18 protein-coding genes are annotated in these 17,295 nt (G+C 51.7%); 8 read left to right on the forward strand and 10 right to left on the reverse strand.

Features of this window, described 5'->3' with window-relative positions:
- Window positions 1–80: 80 nt before the first annotated feature.
- From N1249_RS16700 to N1249_RS16725, 6 genes are all read right to left on the reverse strand, one after another.
- Entirely contained in the window at window positions 81–380 is a 300-nt protein-coding gene (locus N1249_RS16700) for a hypothetical protein (RefSeq protein ID WP_001019190.1), read from the reverse strand.
- A 20-nt stretch (window positions 381–400) separates the two neighbouring features.
- The gene (locus N1249_RS16705; protein WP_000795663.1) at window positions 401–607 is read right to left on the reverse strand and encodes an AlpA family transcriptional regulator; all 207 of its coding nucleotides are present in this window, start codon (window positions 605–607) and stop codon (window positions 401–403) included.
- Between the two features lie 280 nt (window positions 608–887).
- A complete protein-coding gene (locus N1249_RS16710) occupies window positions 888–1,733 on the reverse strand; it encodes a DUF6387 family protein (protein ID WP_259831302.1) in 846 nt (281 codons plus the stop codon).
- Window positions 1,734–2,426: 693 nt separating this feature from the next.
- A complete protein-coding gene (locus tag N1249_RS16715; RefSeq protein ID WP_259831304.1) occupies window positions 2,427–2,969 on the reverse strand; it encodes a hypothetical protein in 543 nt (180 codons plus the stop codon).
- A gap of 108 nt (window positions 2,970–3,077) precedes the next feature.
- Complete coding sequence (locus tag N1249_RS16720; RefSeq protein WP_259831313.1) at window positions 3,078–5,771, reverse strand: cation-transporting P-type ATPase; 2,694 nt, start codon at window positions 5,769–5,771, stop codon at window positions 3,078–3,080.
- Between the two features lie 47 nt (window positions 5,772–5,818).
- Entirely contained in the window at window positions 5,819–6,250 is a 432-nt protein-coding gene (locus N1249_RS16725; RefSeq protein ID WP_259831319.1) for a universal stress protein, read from the reverse strand.
- Between the two features lie 397 nt (window positions 6,251–6,647).
- On the opposite strand from N1249_RS16725, the gene N1249_RS16730 reads away from it, so the two are divergent.
- From N1249_RS16730 to N1249_RS16740, 3 genes are read left to right on the forward strand one after another with little or no spacing between them, the layout of a single operon-like run.
- Window positions 6,648–7,733, forward strand: coding sequence for an efflux RND transporter periplasmic adaptor subunit (locus tag N1249_RS16730; RefSeq protein ID WP_259831321.1), 1,086 nt, complete (start codon window positions 6,648–6,650; stop codon window positions 7,731–7,733).
- The gene (locus N1249_RS16735; RefSeq protein ID WP_259831323.1) at window positions 7,733–10,795 is read left to right on the forward strand and encodes an efflux RND transporter permease subunit; all 3,063 of its coding nucleotides are present in this window, start codon (window positions 7,733–7,735) and stop codon (window positions 10,793–10,795) included. Before N1249_RS16730 ends, N1249_RS16735 begins: the two co-directional genes overlap by 1 nt.
- Window positions 10,792–11,757 carry an acyltransferase gene (locus N1249_RS16740; protein WP_259831325.1) on the forward strand — a complete coding sequence of 322 codons (966 nt, stop codon included), beginning with the start codon at window positions 10,792–10,794 and terminating at the stop codon, window positions 11,755–11,757. Before N1249_RS16735 ends, N1249_RS16740 begins: the two co-directional genes overlap by 4 nt.
- On the opposite strand, the gene pagP is transcribed toward N1249_RS16740, so the two are convergent.
- A complete protein-coding gene (gene pagP / locus N1249_RS16745; protein WP_182063453.1) occupies window positions 11,754–12,329 on the reverse strand; it encodes a lipid IV(A) palmitoyltransferase PagP in 576 nt (191 codons plus the stop codon). The genes N1249_RS16740 and pagP overlap by 4 nt on opposite strands.
- A gap of 261 nt (window positions 12,330–12,590) precedes the next feature.
- Here pagP and rhaD point away from each other — a divergent pair, with 261 nt between their 5' ends.
- The 5 genes from rhaD to N1249_RS16770 all read left to right on the forward strand — a co-directional run bounded on the left by rhaD (window position 12,591) and on the right by N1249_RS16770 (window position 15,430).
- On the forward strand, window positions 12,591–13,418 hold the full coding sequence (gene rhaD, locus N1249_RS16750) for a rhamnulose-1-phosphate aldolase (RefSeq protein ID WP_014071428.1): 828 nt from the start codon (window positions 12,591–12,593) through the stop codon (window positions 13,416–13,418).
- Between the two features lie 270 nt (window positions 13,419–13,688).
- Window positions 13,689–13,892 carry a glycogen synthesis protein GlgS gene (locus N1249_RS16755; RefSeq protein ID WP_259831328.1) on the forward strand — a complete coding sequence of 68 codons (204 nt, stop codon included), beginning with the start codon at window positions 13,689–13,691 and terminating at the stop codon, window positions 13,890–13,892.
- A 1-nt stretch (window position 13,893) separates the two neighbouring features.
- Window positions 13,894–14,172, forward strand: coding sequence for a hypothetical protein (locus tag N1249_RS16760; protein ID WP_217188767.1), 279 nt, complete (start codon window positions 13,894–13,896; stop codon window positions 14,170–14,172).
- A 196-nt stretch (window positions 14,173–14,368) separates the two neighbouring features.
- Window positions 14,369–14,725: a hypothetical protein gene (locus tag N1249_RS16765; RefSeq protein ID WP_259838184.1), complete on the forward strand. Its 357-nt coding sequence runs from the start codon at window positions 14,369–14,371 to the stop codon at window positions 14,723–14,725.
- Between the two features lie 129 nt (window positions 14,726–14,854).
- On the forward strand, window positions 14,855–15,430 hold the full coding sequence (locus tag N1249_RS16770; protein ID WP_259831331.1) for a YceI family protein: 576 nt from the start codon (window positions 14,855–14,857) through the stop codon (window positions 15,428–15,430).
- Here N1249_RS16770 and N1249_RS16775 read toward each other — a convergent pair.
- From N1249_RS16775 to N1249_RS16785, 3 genes are read right to left on the reverse strand one after another with little or no spacing between them, the layout of a single operon-like run.
- Window positions 15,410–16,198, reverse strand: a complete 789-nt coding sequence (locus tag N1249_RS16775) for an anti-sigma factor (RefSeq protein WP_259831333.1) — start codon at window positions 16,196–16,198, stop codon at window positions 15,410–15,412. The two genes, N1249_RS16770 and N1249_RS16775, sit on opposite strands and share 21 nt — an antisense overlap.
- Window positions 16,195–16,671, reverse strand: coding sequence for a sigma-70 family RNA polymerase sigma factor (locus N1249_RS16780; protein ID WP_311202563.1), 477 nt, complete (start codon window positions 16,669–16,671; stop codon window positions 16,195–16,197). Before N1249_RS16780 ends, N1249_RS16775 begins: the two co-directional genes overlap by 4 nt.
- Before the next feature lie 59 nt (window positions 16,672–16,730).
- Window positions 16,731–17,267 carry a tetratricopeptide repeat protein gene (locus N1249_RS16785; protein WP_259838197.1) on the reverse strand — a complete coding sequence of 179 codons (537 nt, stop codon included), beginning with the start codon at window positions 17,265–17,267 and terminating at the stop codon, window positions 16,731–16,733.
- Window positions 17,268–17,295: the final 28 nt, after the last annotated feature.

Genomic DNA, 17,295 nt, shown 5'->3' on the forward strand with positions numbered 1-17,295 from the left:
GCAACCAAAATAATGTAAGTTATTCTGTAAAGTTTTAAGATAAATTATGCAGCCAAACTTTACATTTTCATAAAAAGCTCTTAATCCATTAGATATAAAATTATCCGCTTCGCTAGGAGTTTCAATTCATCAGGACATTTAATTAGAGATAACCAGGTCTCGTAAACATATATCTGTTTGCAAGCATTAAGCTCAGAGATCGAGTCTAAAGGTTCTCTCAGATTTCCTACAAGGTACTGACTGAGCCAGTAAATGATTTCTTTATTAAACTCGTTATTAGGTAAGTCATAAATCACTTCTTGGTCAAAGATCTTGTAAAAAAGATCTCCGCATAAATTGCACATATGGTTTTCTTCGCTTACAAATTCTTCGATATTCATAAAATCACTCCTAAGTTCAATTAAGCAACATTATTTCGACTTGTTTCGATAACAGACTGAATCCAGGTATCAATCTCACTTTCAACGAAAGCTACTGCACGACTTCCAATTTTGACAGGAGCAGGAAACTTACCATCGTTGATCAGACGATATATCCAGGCTTTTCCGTAGCCAGTTCGTTCGAGAACTTCTGGTAATCGTATTAGGCGGGTTGCTTGATTTTTCATTTCGTTATCCCTTGTCGTTGCGGTGAAGTCACTATACGAACAGTTGGGAAAAGAAAAGAGCGAAGCTCCTGAAGCGGAGGTTCTTCGTAGCTATGCAGGATGGTTTTCTCGAAGTTGGTGCCGTGCAGAAAAGGGGAACTTGAGAGTAGCTGAAATTCCCCCGTTTTATAGCAAGTGTCAAAATGCCCGGTTTAAAGTAAAAATCGCAAAAAAAAGCACCATTCACAATGATGCCTTTAGTTAATTTTAACAATTAAAACAAATAGTTATAAATGTAATTCTAATCAGATAGTTTCATTACATCAGAGACTTTCATTTGCTTCAAATGGCTATTTTTGTTCATGAAGTAATGGAATTGTCGGATAAAGTCAGTTGTGCAGGATTTAAGAGCCAAAGGCCTGTCGGTATCTTTGATTTGGCTAGACTGCCTCATTTCGCTTTCTTCGTCATCGTCTGTATATAGCAGTCTGGATAACCTGTCGTCAGAGACACGGATTTTTTTAACGGCTGCCCACACCAGGATATCCAGCATAGGTATAAGACGATAACTGATGAGTTTCTTGATAGTTCCATACCCAAAGCGAACTGATTCTAAAGGATCTGGTTCGATACCTTTGATTTTACGCCACTGCGGTAATGCAGCTTTAAGCGACTCTGCAATCTCTTCGTCTGTGCCACTTGCCAAATCAATCTCGAACATGACTGTTCGTGAAAACTGATCTGGCATAATATCTGAAAGTGATTCTTCCCGAAGATCTCTGTTTATTGAATAATTGTCATCACCATCCCAAACAAAACCTCCGCGTTGCATAGCAATGATGCTCGTTTCAGCAAGGCGATCAAGAGTTGTTAGAAAAAAATGGGGAGGCTGAAAAAGTTTATTGGCAGGAGTCATGTATCCCAGTTGCCCTTCTTCAATTAAAAAAGGATTGCCACTGAAAATTTTTGAGAAGTAACCCATAAGAGTTCTGCTCTCAAACTCTTCCCGATACTCCTTAAAGAACAAGTTACGAGCCCATATCTCATGGTAAAACTGGAGCAATGAGAGGTCTTCAAATTTGCGATATGTATCAATCTTAAACCAACTCTTGATGTCTTTTGTGTGCTCTGGTGACCAGTTGTTCAAAATCCATTCTCCACCTATGCTGGTACTGCCCTACGGATAGAATTCAGTTTCGCTGAAAAACTACCGCATTCACTAATCGGTGAAAAGCAGATCCTGCTTGCGCAGTTCAGCTACTAGCAGGGAGTTGAACTGAAGAATTTGTTTCCTTTTGATACAATTCTCCAATCCGTTAATCGTGATAACCCATACCATTACGATTTATGGTTCCTTTTTAGAACCACACATAAAATTCAAAGTATAAATAACATTAAAAATCAATGGAATGAATGGCTAATTACAGGGACGCCAGCCCAAAATTCTCCATCGGCGATCACCAGAGTCGACCGATGAAGTCCTGAAAACCCGCACGGCGCAAGCCTTGCGGGCTTTTTTGTGCCCTCAATTTATCCCGCAAAGCCTGAACCAACGAATTTAATCCGAACCTTCCAGCTATTCAGAGGAAAATTCCCTCGTCGAAACCGATCGATTAACCTGACATTTAGCATGGCATCAAGTAACGAAATTACTACGCGGTAGCCCTACAGGCATATGTAATGGTCAGAATAGTATCAGAACAAAACTTCCGCCAAGATGAATCAGTAGGTTATCTCCCTTCGGAATCAAGGGGGAGTTATGCGGGGAAATCTGCGCTTTTAGAAGACAACATCATTTTATGCCAAATAAACATACTGCTGAGAGCATTTTCTAAAAATCTTATCTAAAACTCCACTGCACAGTAATAACAAACACCGAGGGTATTATTAAACCAACATCCATACCAAAATATGATGTGAAATTATACTGAAAGCCATGATAAATATAAGGTGAAAAACCAATCCCAGTCACTTTTTTGAAATCATGATAAGAGCCATGGTCACCACAATCGCTAAAGGCATCAAAGAAAAACTCACCTACATACCCGTATATCCCCTTAAAAACCAGTCCATCGCCAAGATTCACCCAGTCTTTTCTGACGCCAGCCGCTAAGCATCTGTCATTAAAGCTATTATTCATAGTACCAAGAATATAACTATAATCTGATTGTTCTGAAAATTTTCGTTCTACCGATATAAATTTGTTGTCAAAATGTTCTGTATATTGCCCATGATTATGCGTCAAATGGTAAACATAAGATCCTGTGTTTATCGAATAAAGATTTATGTCATCTGCCTGACACGTGAATGCCGCGATACATACCGCCCCGCATAAATAATGACGTCTATCTGGTTTGATTTTACTCTCATATTTAGCGTTCATGATTAGGCTCTTAACCAGTAAATGTTTTACATTTTAAAGAACTTTAAAGTCGTTTGTGATAGCAGGTGGATGTAGCATTTCACATCCACCTGCGTGGTGATATCTGTTTTAGCGTTCTACAACTCTCCATCGCTTCGTTAATTGTTTTTCCAGTTCAACAATCAAAAACATAACGAATCCAATACTGAACGTTATAACCCAATACCGGAACGGCAGCGCTTCAGTTCCAAACAGCATCTGCATGAACGGTGCGTAAATGATAAGAAGTTGAAGCGCTAACAGTACGCCGCTCACGATCCAAATCCCTTTATTCTCCAGCAGGCCTTTACTCAGTGAGAAGCCGTCATTCACGCGGCAGTTAAGCATGTAGAACCATTGCGCGGTTACCAGGGTTTGCAGCAGCACGGTACGGATAAATTCAGCTGAGTAACCGCGGGGCTGTAGCCAGGCTTCCAGCACGAAGGCGCTGATGGCAATCAGCAGACCGACAAACACCACGCGCCAGATGGCATAGCCATCCATGACGTGGAGATTCGCCTTGCGCGGTGGGCGGTTCATGATGTCCTTCTCGCCCGCTTCAAACGCCAGGCCAAACGACAGCGTTGCCGACGTCGCCATGTTCATCCACAGGATCAGGACCGGCGTCAGCGGGATCAGGTTCCCCGCCAGCAGCGCAATGATGATCAGCAGAGCCTGTGCGATGTTGCTGGGGATAACAAACAGAATGGTCTTTTTCAGGTTATCGTAAACCCGCCGTCCCTCATGTACCGCGCGGGCAATGGTGGCAAAGTTGTCATCCGTTAACACCATGTCGGCGGCTTCCTTGGTGACTTCCGTCCCCTTAATCCCCATGGCGATACCTACGTCCGCCCGCTTGAGCGCCGGGGCATCATTGACGCCATCCCCGGTCATGCCCACCACTTCCTGTTTACTTTGCAGGGCCTGCACAAGGCGGAATTTATCCTCCGGGCTGGTTCGCGCGAAAATATCGTACTGCTGCGCGGCGTCGCTCAGCTGACGATCGTCCATCGCCTCCAGCTCACGTCCGGTGATGGCGCTTGCGGCGTTACCAATCCCCAACATTTGCCCAATGCTCATTGCCGTTTGCGGGTGGTCGCCGGTGATCATCTTCACGCGGATCCCCGCCTGCAGGCAGTCAGCAATGGCGGTAATGGCCTCCGGACGCGGCGGATCCATCATTCCGGCAACCCCAAGCAGGATCACCCCATCCTGCAGATCCGGATGATCCAGCTCTCGTTGACCGTCGCGGGCAGGTTTCCAGGCCGCGGCCACCATGCGCAGCCCCTCACCGGCATACTCTTCAATCTTCCCTTCCCAGTAAGGAAGATCGAACGGCTGTAGTCCGTCATTCGTCTGCTGGAACTGACAGAGGCGGAACAGGACGTCCGGCGCGCCGGTAATCAGAATCACCTCTTCATCACCAAGACGGTACAACGTGGACATGTATTTATACTGCGAATCAAACGGGATTTTACTTCGCATTTCGGTATCGAGCGGTGGAATCGGGATTTTCGCCGCCAGCACCTTCAGCGCGCCCTCGGTCGGCCCCCCGGTGATTTTCCACAGCCCCTGCTCGTCTTTGATCAACTGACTGTCGTTACAGAGGTCAATGGTGCGCAGATAGCGTTCCAGTAATGACCCCTGCGTGACGCTGACGGGCGTCGGGTCATCAACGGGGTGAATATTCCCCACCGGTTCGTAACTGTCGCCCTCCACGCGATAAGTCGTGTCGGCGGTAATCACCGCTTTGACCGTCATTTCATTCATGGTCAGGGTGCCGGTTTTATCCGAGCAGATGACCGTCATCGCGCCCAGCGTTTCCACCGTAGGCAGCTTACGAATGATGGCCTTGCGGCGCGCCATGGCCTGGACGCCAAGCGAAAGGATGATGGAGATGATGGCCGGCAGGCCTTCCGGCACCGCGGCAACGGCGAGGCTGATGAGCGACAGCACCAGCTCGGAAACCGGCATGTCCCGGAACAGAAGACTGAAGACAAACAGCGCCACCATCATCACCAGGATAGTGATGAAGATGGTTTTACCGAGCTTATCCATCTGCACCATCAGCGGCGTACGGTGTTTTTCGATATCGGACATCATCTGGTTGATATGGCCAAGCTCGGTTTCGCCCCCGGTCGCCACCACCACGCCTTTCCCGCCGCCGGAGCTGACGGTGGTACCGGAATAGAGCAAGTTATACCGGTCGCCTAAAGGCAGTTCCCCGCTTAACGCATCGCTGTTTTTCTCAACCACGGTGGATTCGCCGGTCAGAATGGCCTCCTCCACGCGCAGGTTATGCGCTTCAATCACACGCAGATCCGCAGGAATACGATCCCCGGCACGGATCACGACGATGTCACCCGGGACCAACGTCGTGGTGGGGATCGTTTCATGATTACCTTGTCGAACCACCACGGCTTCGCTGGAGAGCATATTGCGAATACTCTGCAGCGATTTTTCTGCATTGCTCTCCTGAATATGGCCAATCAGCGCGTTAATGATGGCCACCCCGAGGATGACAAGCATATCTACCCACTGGCCCATAAAGAGCTTGAGTAGCGCAGCCACCAGCAGAACATAAATCAGCACATCGTTAAAATGGGCCAGGAAGCGCAGCCAGGCGGGCTTGCCCTTTTTCTGCGGTAACGCATTCTCACCATACTGCTGGAGTCGGGCCGATGCCTCAGTGCTGCTCAGCCCCTCCGCGGTGGAGTTGATATTCGCCAGGGTGTCGTCAACAGTTTGTTGATAATAAGGACGTTCAGGTTTTCCTGTTTTCATCGTTCCTTCCTCAGGTTCTTTTCAGAAATCACCTTGCTTTCATGTAATTAACGAATAACGAAAACAGGAACATGTGCGTAACGCACAATACTTGCCGCCTCTGACCCTAACAGATGGGTTTGAATATTGGGATTTCGGGAGCCGATAATAATTGCCCCGGCTGCAAGTTCATCCGCAAGCTTAATAACCTCATCGCGAACATTCCCACTACGGACATGGAGATGAACACGTTCTTCTGGCAGATTCAGTTTTTTGACCAGGTCAGCCAGTTTTTCTTTCGAATTATTAATCATATATTCATCCATCTTGCGCGCATCTGAAATAAAACCGCGCGTCAGTTCGGCTGAAAACTTTGGCATGACGTGCAGCAAATGAATGTCACCCGATGCGCTTTGCGCCAGAAACTGTGCATGGTGCAACGCTTTATCCGCCAGGCCCGTCTCGTAAACATCCACAGGAACCAGAATATTTTTATACATATCGAGCATCCTTTTTAGAACCAACACGGTAGTGAGAGAAGCAATAAAACGCATTAAATGCAGGGGGTTACCCTTAATGCCAGTTACGGGAAAAAAAGATGAGTGATATTAAACGTAGCACAGGAATATCAGGTTTAACGCTTACCCACTGATATTGGTTATTTAACATTTATCTTTTCTCCAACTATGCTCTTAGAAAGACGCTCCTTACGGCGCATGGAGGAATGAATGTACGGTTTAAGCCTTTTCCGTCTTGGTTTGTTTATCGCGCTTGCCATTATTGCCAGCACGGCAATTGGCCTATTTACCTATATGGTTGTCACTGTTCTGGCAGAATAGTGTCACCCCCTGCCCTTGCTACGGAATAAATAAAACAGTTATTTATTAGGGGAATACAGTGAACCGCTACCTCTCTCTTTTACCATTCGTTATGTTAACGCTCACGGCGTGCGACCCGAAACACGAGCAAGCTTCTCCCCTGCCGCGAATGGTAAAAGTGGCGGAGGTGACTGTCCCCGGTCATGCCCAGCAGCGTGTTTTCCCCGCCCGCATAGAGTCGGGTGATGCAACAGACCTTTCCTTCAAGCGCGCAGGTCAGATTGAAGTGCTCGATATACGTCAGGGCGTAGCCATCAAACAGGGGCAACAGCTCGCCAGACTGAACGCCCGTGAAGCCCAGCAGCGGGTTAACGACAGGCAAACAGCGGCGACGCTGGCCCAGCGGCAGTTCGATCGCTTCCAGACGCTGGCAGGTCGCCAGGCGATTTCGAAGGCCGAAATGGACGTGCAGCGCGCGAACCGCGATTCGGCGAATGCGGCGTTGCAGATTGCCCGTGAAGAGCTGAATCAGATGACGCTCGTCGCCCCCTTCAGCGGAACGGCGGCCAGCGTGCATGTACGGAATCATCAGGTGGTGTCTGCCGGTCAGCCCATTGCGACCCTGACCCGCACCGACCTGCTGGACGTGGTGTTCAGTATTCCGGAGAACCTGTTTAAAACCTTTGATATCCGTAACGCGCAGTATCGTCCCGTGGTGAGAATTAACGCCTTCCCGGATCGGGAGTTTACCGCTGTCTACAAAGAGCACTCGGGCAGCAGCGACAGCAACACCCTGACCTGGCAGGTGATACTCACCATGCCGCGCCCGGATGATTTTCCCGCCGTGGGAGGCGTAAGCGGTACGGTGACGATCAATTTAACCAACCTCCCGGCCGGCGCGGGCGATCAGGCGCTGGTCGTACCGGTTGAGGCAGTCTTTAACCCGGATAACAGCCCGCGCAATGAACCGCACGTCTGGGTCGTGGCCGGGGAAGGTGACGCACTCCATCTTGAAGACCGCAAGGTCAGCGTGGGGCAAGTGACCGCAGAGGGGGTGGTGATCGCCAGCGGGCTTAAGGCCGGTGAGCGCGTAGTGGCAGCAGGTGTTGGTGAGCTTCATGCTAACCAGCCGGTGCGTATCTGGACGCGCGAACGGGGACTGTAATGGATATCTCTCGTCAGTTTATCAATAACCCCATTCGCGTCTGGCTGACGATCCTGCTGCTGGGCGTGGGGGGCATTTTCGCCCTGCTCAATATCGGCAGACTGGAAGATCCCGCCTTTACCATCAAAACTGCCGTGGTCATCACCCACTATCCCGGCGCCTCTGCTCAGCAGGTTGAAGAGGAGGTTACGCTGCCGCTGGAGAATGCGCTTCAGCAGTTGCCTTATCTGGACAATGTCAGCTCCATCTCTTCAAACGGCCTGTCGCAAATCACCGTGAACATTGCCTCACGCTATCATTCGAACGAACTGCCGCAGATCTGGGACGAACTGCGCCGTCGCGTGGGCGATGCGTCGCGTCTGTTCCCGCCCGGCGTCCTGACGCCCTTCGTGAATGATGATTTCGGCGACGTGTTCGGCTTTTTCTTCGCGATTTCCGGGGATGAATTCAGTAATCCTGAACTGGTGAGATATGCCGAACAGCTGCGTCGCGAACTGATTCTGGTCCCCGGCGTCGGTAAGGTTGCCATCGGTGGGGCCATCAGCCAGCAGGTCAACATCGATATCTCCCTGACTAAAATGGCCGCGCGCGGCATTACGCTGAACCAGCTTTCCGCCCTGCTCAGCAGGCTTAACGTCGTTTCCAGCGCCGGAGAAATCAGCTCCGGAACAGAATCCATTCGCCTGCATCCGACCGGTGAGTTCGAAAATCTTGACGAGCTGGCGGATCTCATCATCACCCCTTCCGGCACCGGGGCGGCAACGCGGCTGCGGGATATCGCCACGCTGTCGCGCGGGCTGAACGAATCGCCCGCCAGTATCTATCATGCCAACGGCAGAAAAGCCGTCACCATGGGCGTCTCGTTTATTCCCGGCGTAAACGTGATCGACGTAGGCCACGCCCTGGAGGCGAAGCTAAACCAGATGTCGGCGGAAAAACCGGCAGGGATTCACATCGACCTGTTCTACGATCAGGCCGCCGAAGTGGGCCACTCTGTTAACGGATTTATTATTAACTTCCTGATGGCGCTGGCGATTGTCATCGGCGTGCTGCTGATATTTATGGGCGTGCGCAGCGGGATCATCATCGCCTTTTCCCTCGCGCTTAACGTGCTCGGCACGCTGCTGATCATGTATCTGTGGGGCATTGAACTACAGCGCATCTCGCTCGGCGCCCTGATTATCGCCCTCAGTATGCTGGTGGATAACGCCATCGTGATTGTTGAAGGGGTGCTGATTGCCCGTCAGCAGGGCTCCCCGCTGTTGACCGCCGTTAACTACATCATCCGTCGCTCCGCCCTGCCGCTGCTGGGGGCGACGGTGATCGCCATCCTGGCATTTGCGCCTATCGGGCTGTCGCAGGATTCTACCGGGGAATACTGTAAATCCCTGTTCCAGGTGCTGCTGATTTCCCTGATGCTGAGCTGGTTCTCAGCGCTCACCATCACGCCGGTGCTGATCAAGTGGTGGTTATTTAAAAACGACAGCTCACCGGAAAAAAGTGACGAGTCAGACCCTTACGACAAACGCCTCTACCGTCTTTACCAGCGCCTGCTTAATACGCTACTGCACTGGAAAGCACCGACGCTCATCGTGATGGCGGCGCTGCTGGCCGCGTCAGTCTGGGGTTTCGGTTCCGTGCGGCAAAACTTTTTCCCGTCGTCAAATACGCCGATTTTCTTTGTCGACCTCTGGTTACCCTACGGCACCGATATCAAATGGACCGAGAAAATGACCAGTGATATCGAGAAAACCATTAACGGCCAGCCTGGCGTAGAGACCACCGTATCAACCATTGGCCAGGGCAGTATGCGGTTTATTTTGACTTACAGCGGACAGCGACAGTACAGCAACTACGCGCAGATCATGGTGCGCATGGATGACCAGCGCAACATCTCTGCTTTGACGCGCCACGTCGATGAGTACATCGCCCGAAACTACCCGCAGGTCAACGCCAGTACCAAACGTGTGATGTTTGGTCCCTCCGGCGACAGCGCCATTGAGGTGCGCATCAAAGGCCCCGATCCTGACAGACTACGTCTGATTGCCAGCCAGGTGGACGATATTCTGGCGCGCGACCCGGCCACAGCCAGCGTAAGAAACGACTGGCAAAACCGCAGCAAGGTGATCCGTCCGCAGTATGTCGCCGCGCTGGGACGCGAGCTTGGCGTGGATAAGCAGGACGTCGACAACGCGCTGGAGATGAATTTCTCCGGCAGTCGTGCGGGGCTGTATCGGGAAGGTAGCGACCTGCTCCCGGTCGTGGTACGCCCGCCGGAAAGCGAACGACTGGACGCCAATCACCTGAACAACGTGCTGGTCTGGAGCCAGACCCGACAGCAGTATATCCCGCTGAGTAACGTCGTCAGCCGCTTTTCGCTGGAGTGGGAAGATCCGCTTATTCTGCGCCGCGACCGCTCGCGGGTGCTGACGGTTCAGACCGATCCCGATCCGCTTAGCCAGCAAACGTCAGGTGACATTCTCGCCCGGGTGAAACCACAGATTGATGCTCTCGCCCTGCCCCACGGCTACAGTATCGAGTGGGGAGGCGATGCAGAAAACTCCAGCGAGGCACAGCAGGGGCTCTTCACCACGCTGCCGATCGGGTTCATGGTGATGTTTGTCATCACCGTTTTGATGTTCAGCTCGGTGAAAAACGCCGTCGCCATCTGGCTGACCGTGCCGCTGGCGCTGATTGGCGTCACGCCAGGATTCCTGGTAACCGGTATTCCGTTCGGCTTTATGGCGCTGATTGGTCTGCTGAGCCTGAGCGGGATGCTGATCCGCAACGGCATTGTGCTGGTGGAAGAGATCGAGCAGCAGAAAACGCAAAAAGATCAGCACGAGGCGATCGTGTATGCCGCCACCTCGCGCCTGCGCCCCATCCTGCTCACCGCGTTTACGACAGTTCTTGGTCTGGCGCCGCTACTGCTGGACGTTTTCTTCCAGAGCATGGCCGTTGTGATTATGTTCGGACTTGGGTTTGCTACAATCCTGACGCTGCTGGTACTTCCCGTGATCTATGCGTGTTTCCATCGTAAGGACGAAGCCAAACAACAATGAATGCGACAGGCCTGAACATTATCAAGACGCTGGGCTGTATGACGGCGGTCACCTTCTTCACCATCTACAATACCTGGGATCATTATGATTATGACTATCACTGGATCCTGGGGTTTTTAACCTTTATCTCGACCATCGCCACGCCGCTGTTTTTTGTGGTCGCGGGCTATCTCGACGGCCAGTCCCGGCACGGCACCCGCTGGCAGTTGGGCAAAATTAAAAGCCTGGTGATTGTCTTTCTGTTCTGGATAACGATCTACTATCTGTGGGAGCCGTATCAGCGCGGGTATTTAATCCAGCCGTGGTTCGTGTTTGCGTTTGTCGTGATTTACACCTTCCATCCGGCGGTGGAGTGGCTCAGCCAGCGGCGTGCGCTGTTCTGCGGCGTGATTGCCTGCCTGCTTCTCTTCTCCTACGGGTATGATTTGCTTTCAGCGCTCTATCCGAACGTCCACGTCTTTTCCCTTTCGCCACAGTACCGCCTGTGGACATGGCTACTGTTTTACCTGACGGGGCAACTTTTCTGCGATCCCAGGATCGCCGAGTGGATAAGCCGCAAGAATGTGGTCAGGGCTGCGGTTATCGCCATTCCGTTTATTTATCTCTTCACCTGGTTTTACGAGCGCCACTTCTTTTTTGCCCTGTTCAAGGCTGACAGAAACGCCTTTATTCTCACTGGCTCGCAAATCTACATTCTGATCATTGCGCTGGTGATCGCGGCGAACGGCGTGCGCTTTCGCCGCAATGCAGAATTCAAAGAATCCATTCTGGCCGCCATCAGTAAAACGATGACCGGTGTGTACATTGTGCACTACTCGGTGTTTCATCTGCTGACGGTGCTATTCCCGGTGACATCTCTCGGTATGAAGTTGACCCTGATCGTGCTCACTTTCATCACCTCGGTGCTGTTCTCCATGCTGGTGCTTTCTAACGCCGTAGCCAAAAAGGTGATCACCCTTTAAAAGCCTAAGCGCAGCCAGGCAAAGAGCACGTTACCGTTGTTATAGGTCCCGGGAATATAGGTGAACTGGACGGTAACGCGCTTATACCCGGCAGAGAACAGCGGGAAGATAAAGGGCAGGGGCACATAGTTCGCAAAATCATCGCGCGCCGTGATCCCCGCAGCGGCACCGAGCCCAAGCCGGAAGTCTTTGGCATTATCCAGATACCAGCCCTTCTCCCAGCCATAGCCCATCGCGGGCTGCCATTCGTTGTGCGAGTCTTTAAACATCATCGCGAAAAGCGCGCTCCAGTTGCCCTCTTCGTTATAGCGGGAGACGCCCAGCCCGCCGCCCCACGGCATTTCGTTGTATTTGTCTGTTTTTTCTTTGTCGTACATAAAGCGGGCGTGCCAGCTCAAAAATGGCAGGTAGAGATCGTAACGTTGAGGCTGCTCCCAGGTTTGCGAAATATCATCCGTCAGCGCATTCCACCAGCCGCTGATGCGCTGTTCACCATAGACGCCAGGCTCCGCATGAAGCGGCGCGATGAATAAAAACAGGGCCATCCAGAATGCCGAAAAGGTGCGTTGCATCATTATTCCCTCAGCTTAACTCACGCAGCGGTCACTATTACTGTAAACCATTCAACGCTTAATTATATCGCCGCTGGTGTAGATGAAATTTATCTCTTCAACATCTTCGCAGGTATCCCGCGCACCAGCCCCCCAACGTCTTTAAATTTCTGCCAACCCTCCGCCATTTATGGCAAACAGCCAAAGGCGGCACGACGACCATCTCTATATAGTTGTCCTTAACACAACACTAACACCCGCCCGGGTGCAGTAGAGGTAGTCATGCGTAACGTTGAATTGAACGCGGCCGTTCGTGCTGAAATAGAAAAAGTGATCGAAGTCTCCGCCTACCTGTGGCAACGCGAATGGGCAGAGCGTAATGGTGGCAACATCTCGGTAGATTTGACGGATATCTTCGGTGAAGTCCCCTTCAATCTTGACCAGTTCCCGCACTGCCCGCTGTCGATGGTCGGGGGCAGCAGCGCCTTCCCGGCCGACAGTGCAGGCCATATTTTCTTTGTGAAAGGTACCGGGGAACGCATTCGCGAACTGCGCGACCCGACGCTCGCGGGTTGCGTGTTGCGTATTGATGACAAGGCGCAAGGTTATCACCTGCTGTGGGGCGGTCGCGGTCAGTCTGATTACAAACCCACCAGCGAATTTATCTCCCATGTCGAAATCATCATGGATAAACAGCGCGCTGGCCGTCCTGACCGCTGTGTGGTGCACACGCATCCACTTGAGCTTATCGCCCTTTCCCACCATCCAAAATATGCCCATGACAGCAAAGCCTACACCCAGGCCTGCTGGCAGATGCTCCCGGAAGTTCGCGCCTTCGTTCCGCGCGGTATTGGCATCGTTCCTTACTGTATGCCAGGCAGTCAGGTAATGGCGGATGGCACAACCACGCAGCTACGCCATCACGACGTGGCCATCTGGGAAAAACACGGCGCCGTTGCCACCGGTATTGATGCGTTGCAGGCTTTTGATTTTGTCGATGTCGCCAACAAAGGCGCCAAGCTGCATCTGATGTGCCTTGCAAGCGGCTTCGAGCCTGAAGGCGTAAGCATGAACGATATGCGCGAGCTGGAAGAGACGTTCGGGCTTTAATTCTCCAGCAAGAAGTCATGCTGTTCCCCCGCAGGCAGTGTCAGAAATACACTGCCTGCGTCGTATTGCCCCCTCCCTATCCGCATTGCCGCGCACATTACCCGATAAAATAATCACCCAGGTAAATAACCACATATTTGAACTAACAAATAATAATAACCTGAAAAGCTAAATTGATTTATATCAAGGTTCTTTAAAGCGGTAAGTGGAAAATTATCAGTGCTAGGAAAATTCTTATCTGATAAATAACGGAACTGGATAGAGAATAAAATGGAAATTACACTTCAAAGCCTGGACTTTATCGCGCAATCGTTTGCAATGATGGATGCAACAACCCACGCGCACTCAGTAGACTCTCTGACGGGGAATATGCCGGCAGAGGTGAGAGAGGAGTTTAACACCCTCTACAACAAGTATCTGGATGAAATAACGCACGATACGCATCCTGCCACTGACGGCATTAAAAGAGGCTAACATGATGCTGAAAACTTACGCGGTATCAACCTCTGCGGCCATGAAACGGCTGAACAAAGTGTTCCTCAAAAAAGGGCAAAAAGTTCACAAAATACGGGATAAGCGTGCCCAGGACGTTCTGGGTAAATATTGTATAAAAGATATCATGACCGGCGATATTATTTCATTCTCCAGCCAGCTGACCGACTGGTTAAAAGAGGAGTGGCTGCTGGGGTATGAGGAGTTCGTCACCGACGAAAATACCAACATGGATGGATATCAACAATGTACAGGCCAATAGTGATTGTTCTGTTCATTCTCCTGACGCTCGCGGCCCTGGTCGAAATAGGTTATTTAACACTCGGGTGATCAGGTACTGAAATATCATGCGCGGGAAGTCGCTGACCATTTACAGTTTTTTCCTAAAGCCTTCCCCGCATTCATTATGCCATTCTTAATCACGCTCATAATACGAAAACGTTAATTGAGGATGAATGATGAAAAAAACAATTATTGCATTATCTGCCATTCTGCTGGCTTCTCCTGTTTTTGCCGCGACCACACATGCAACCGACGATACCGTTGCTGCCGCTGCGGCTAATGCCAACGAAGCGAAGCAAAAGCTGCACGAAGAGCAGAATAAAGGCGAAGAGCTTAAGCTGAAAAAGCAACATGCCGCTGAAGGAAAGAGCGAGAGCTTTTCCAGTAAGGTGAGTGAGGACTCCCAGAAAGCCTGGCATAAAACCAAAGAAGGCACCGAGAAAGGTTGGGATGCCACCAAAGAAGGGGCTGAAAAAGGCTGGAATAAAACCAAAGACGGTGCAGCCGAGCTGGAAAAGAAAGTCACTGAATAATGTCCGAAAAGGTCGCGAAAGCGGCCTTTTTTATTTCCCCACCCTTTTTATGCGGGGTTTGTTGTTGCGGGCCGAATAAAATCTCTGCTCCAGGCGTTAACACTATGCCGGATTGATGGAGAGCCCTGTATGACCCGTTTTACCACCCTGTTGATTGTCATTTTATTCAGCCCAATGCTGCTTGCGGCCCCCGTCCACTATGACATCGACCAGCAAAAAACAGGCATTGTGCTGTCGTGGCGCGCATTTGGCGGGATCCTTTCCCAGGCATGGCTGAAAGACGTCACCGGAAAAGTCACCCTCGATCCTGATAACGAATTTAACGATCAGATCCAGGTGACGATCCCGGTAGCGACGCTGGTGGCGTCTAACAGCCTTCTCACCTGGCAGCTCAAAAGTAATATGTTTTTCGACGCCGTGCGCTACCCGACAATCGCCTTTATCAGCGACCGGGTCGTTGCGCTTCAGAAGGGACATTTTCGGGTATTTGGCGTGCTGGACGTGAGGGAGATACGTCGTCCGGTCATTCTGGACGTCACGCTTGAAGAGCAATCTCCGTCATCTCTGACGCTCCATGCCACCACCGCCATCTCGCGTTCGGCATTTGGTCTGGACCGTTTCGCACTGGTTGTAGACGACCGCATTGCTATTGATATCAATATTGGCGCGCATCCACTGGCCGGGTCAGCTAATCACCCGCAGTAGCGCCTGAGCCGTTGCCTCTAGTTCTGAGGCCGGGTTTCGGCCAATCAGGACATACTGATGCCCGCGATGATTCCACCAGGCAAGGTTCATGCTGTGCCGTTTCTCCCGTTTAACCGGCGTTGTTTCCCCCATTTCCGTGGCGGAAATGCACAGCGCCATCGGGCCATAATCGTGATGGAGCCAGGCAATCTGCGCAATCGACGTGCGTTCGTAACGTAAAATACGCACCATCTTCAGCTCAGCCCCCGGCAGCATCAGCTGCTGTTCATCCAGTTGCAGCCCCAGATCCTGTGCGGTGCGGGCCAGACCACGTTTCAGTACCGGCGCGGCACTGTCGGCGTCCACCAGCGTTTCGGTACTGTAAAGCGACATATATTGCGCCTCCAGATCGCGGATCTGCGCACTCTCGTCGCCCTCTCCAGACGATGTTCGCACCAGATACCCCACGCCGGTTCCCAGCACCAAAAAGCTCAGCGATGCCGCAATTAATGCGCGGCGGCTGAAGCGTGCCTGCGGCAGTGGATTGGCGGCCAGATGTGCCTCCAGCCGTCCCTGCATTCGGGCCAGCGGCGCTTCATCAAGTAACGGGGCAAACGCGCGTTGATAATCCTGATGGCTGTTGCGTAATTCAGCCGTGCGCCCGGCAAGCTGCTCATCATGTTGCAGGCACTGCTCAAACTGACGCGCATCCTCGCTTTCCATCTCGCCATCCAGCCAGGTGACAATGGCATCGTCGTGATACGGGGGAGTAAAACGGGTCGCTTTCAAGAGCGTTTCTCCTTTGCAGTGGGCGGCAGATCAAACGACTTCACCAGCGTCGCGCGCGCGGTGGCTAAACGGCTCATGATCGTGCCAACAGGAACCGCTAACGTCTCCGCCGCCTCCTGATAGGTAAACCCTTCGACATACACTAAAAACACGGCATTGCGCTGCGCCTCGGGGAGCGCATTCACCCGCTGCATAATTTGCCGGTAACGCAGGCTGTCATCATTGCTTTCACGGGTATCGGGCGCTTCCAGTTCGTCGCTTTCCACAAAGCCCTGCCCCTGCCGGACACGACGTGCGCGCAGATCGGACACCCATATCGAATGCAGAATAGAAAACAGCCACCTGTCGATGCGCGTACCCGGCGTGAACTGCGCGCTCTTTTCAAGCGCGCGCACGCAGGTGGACTGAACCAGCTCTTCGGCAATATCACGATTTCGCGACAACACCAGCCCGTAGCGCCACAGGCGCGTCAGGTGTGCTGCAAGCTGCTGGCGAACGTCACTGGTTGTGATTTTCTGCTCCTCCCACGGGATCAGGACTCAGGATGTCCGTTAATGGCGGCCTGCAAATCGCGATACTCTTCGCAGCTTTGGCCACAAATACCGGCAATAACTTTCAGCTGTTCTTTCGCGAGGTCAGGGCGACCTTTTACCATCCAGGCTTCGCCCAGGTATTCCCGGGCTTTGGCGTAGTCAGGCGCCAGGGCAAGCGAGCGCTGGTAATAGCCAATCCCCTCATCCGTGCGGCCAAGCTTACGCGTGGCGTAGCCCCGGTAGTTCCAGGCTTCTGCCGTATTGCTGTTTTTCAGGGTATCGAGCAGGTTCAGCGCCGCCTGATACTCCCCTTTTTTCGCCAGATGATAGGCATAGTTGGTTCTGTCCTGATCGCTCAGACTGCTGGTTTTATCCGGTACACATTTCTGGCTTACGCTGTCGTAGACCTGCCCGGACGGGCAATCCGGCGTTTTACTCTCAGTACTATTATTACCCATCGCCAGCACAAGTGGGGATTGCAGGAAAAGCACCAGTGCTGAAACGGCCAGGTAACGAGTCGTGGTCAACGTGTTCATGTTCTGCTCCAGGATAAATGCACAGTGG

The organism is Enterobacter sp. CP102 (genome assembly GCF_025152625.1).
Lineage (GTDB): Bacteria > Pseudomonadota > Gammaproteobacteria > Enterobacterales > Enterobacteriaceae > Enterobacter > Enterobacter soli.

Excerpts from the sequence above, each read along its gene's own strand:
- N1249_RS16700 (WP_001019190.1), bottom strand. The coding sequence starts at position 380 with ATGAATATCGAAGAATTTGTAAGCGAAGAAAACCATATGTGCAATTTA.
- N1249_RS16705 (WP_000795663.1), bottom strand. The coding sequence starts at position 607 with ATGAAAAATCAAGCAACCCGCCTAATACGATTACCAGAAGTTCTCGAA.
- N1249_RS16715 (WP_259831304.1), bottom strand. The coding sequence starts at position 2,969 with ATGAACGCTAAATATGAGAGTAAAATCAAACCAGATAGACGTCATTAT.
- N1249_RS16720 (WP_259831313.1), bottom strand. The coding sequence starts at position 5,771 with ATGAAAACAGGAAAACCTGAACGTCCTTATTATCAACAAACTGTTGAC.
- N1249_RS16725 (WP_259831319.1), bottom strand. The coding sequence starts at position 6,250 with ATGTATAAAAATATTCTGGTTCCTGTGGATGTTTACGAGACGGGCCTG.
- N1249_RS16735 (WP_259831323.1), top strand. The coding sequence starts at position 7,733 with ATGGATATCTCTCGTCAGTTTATCAATAACCCCATTCGCGTCTGGCTG.
- N1249_RS16740 (WP_259831325.1), top strand. The coding sequence starts at position 10,792 with ATGAATGCGACAGGCCTGAACATTATCAAGACGCTGGGCTGTATGACG.
- pagP (WP_182063453.1), bottom strand. The coding sequence starts at position 12,329 with ATGCAACGCACCTTTTCGGCATTCTGGATGGCCCTGTTTTTATTCATC.
- rhaD (WP_014071428.1), top strand. The coding sequence starts at position 12,591 with ATGCGTAACGTTGAATTGAACGCGGCCGTTCGTGCTGAAATAGAAAAA.
- N1249_RS16755 (WP_259831328.1), top strand. The coding sequence starts at position 13,689 with ATGGAAATTACACTTCAAAGCCTGGACTTTATCGCGCAATCGTTTGCA.
- N1249_RS16760 (WP_217188767.1), top strand. The coding sequence starts at position 13,894 with ATGATGCTGAAAACTTACGCGGTATCAACCTCTGCGGCCATGAAACGG.
- N1249_RS16765 (WP_259838184.1), top strand. The coding sequence starts at position 14,369 with ATGAAAAAAACAATTATTGCATTATCTGCCATTCTGCTGGCTTCTCCT.
- N1249_RS16770 (WP_259831331.1), top strand. The coding sequence starts at position 14,855 with ATGACCCGTTTTACCACCCTGTTGATTGTCATTTTATTCAGCCCAATG.
- N1249_RS16785 (WP_259838197.1), bottom strand. The coding sequence starts at position 17,267 with ATGAACACGTTGACCACGACTCGTTACCTGGCCGTTTCAGCACTGGTG.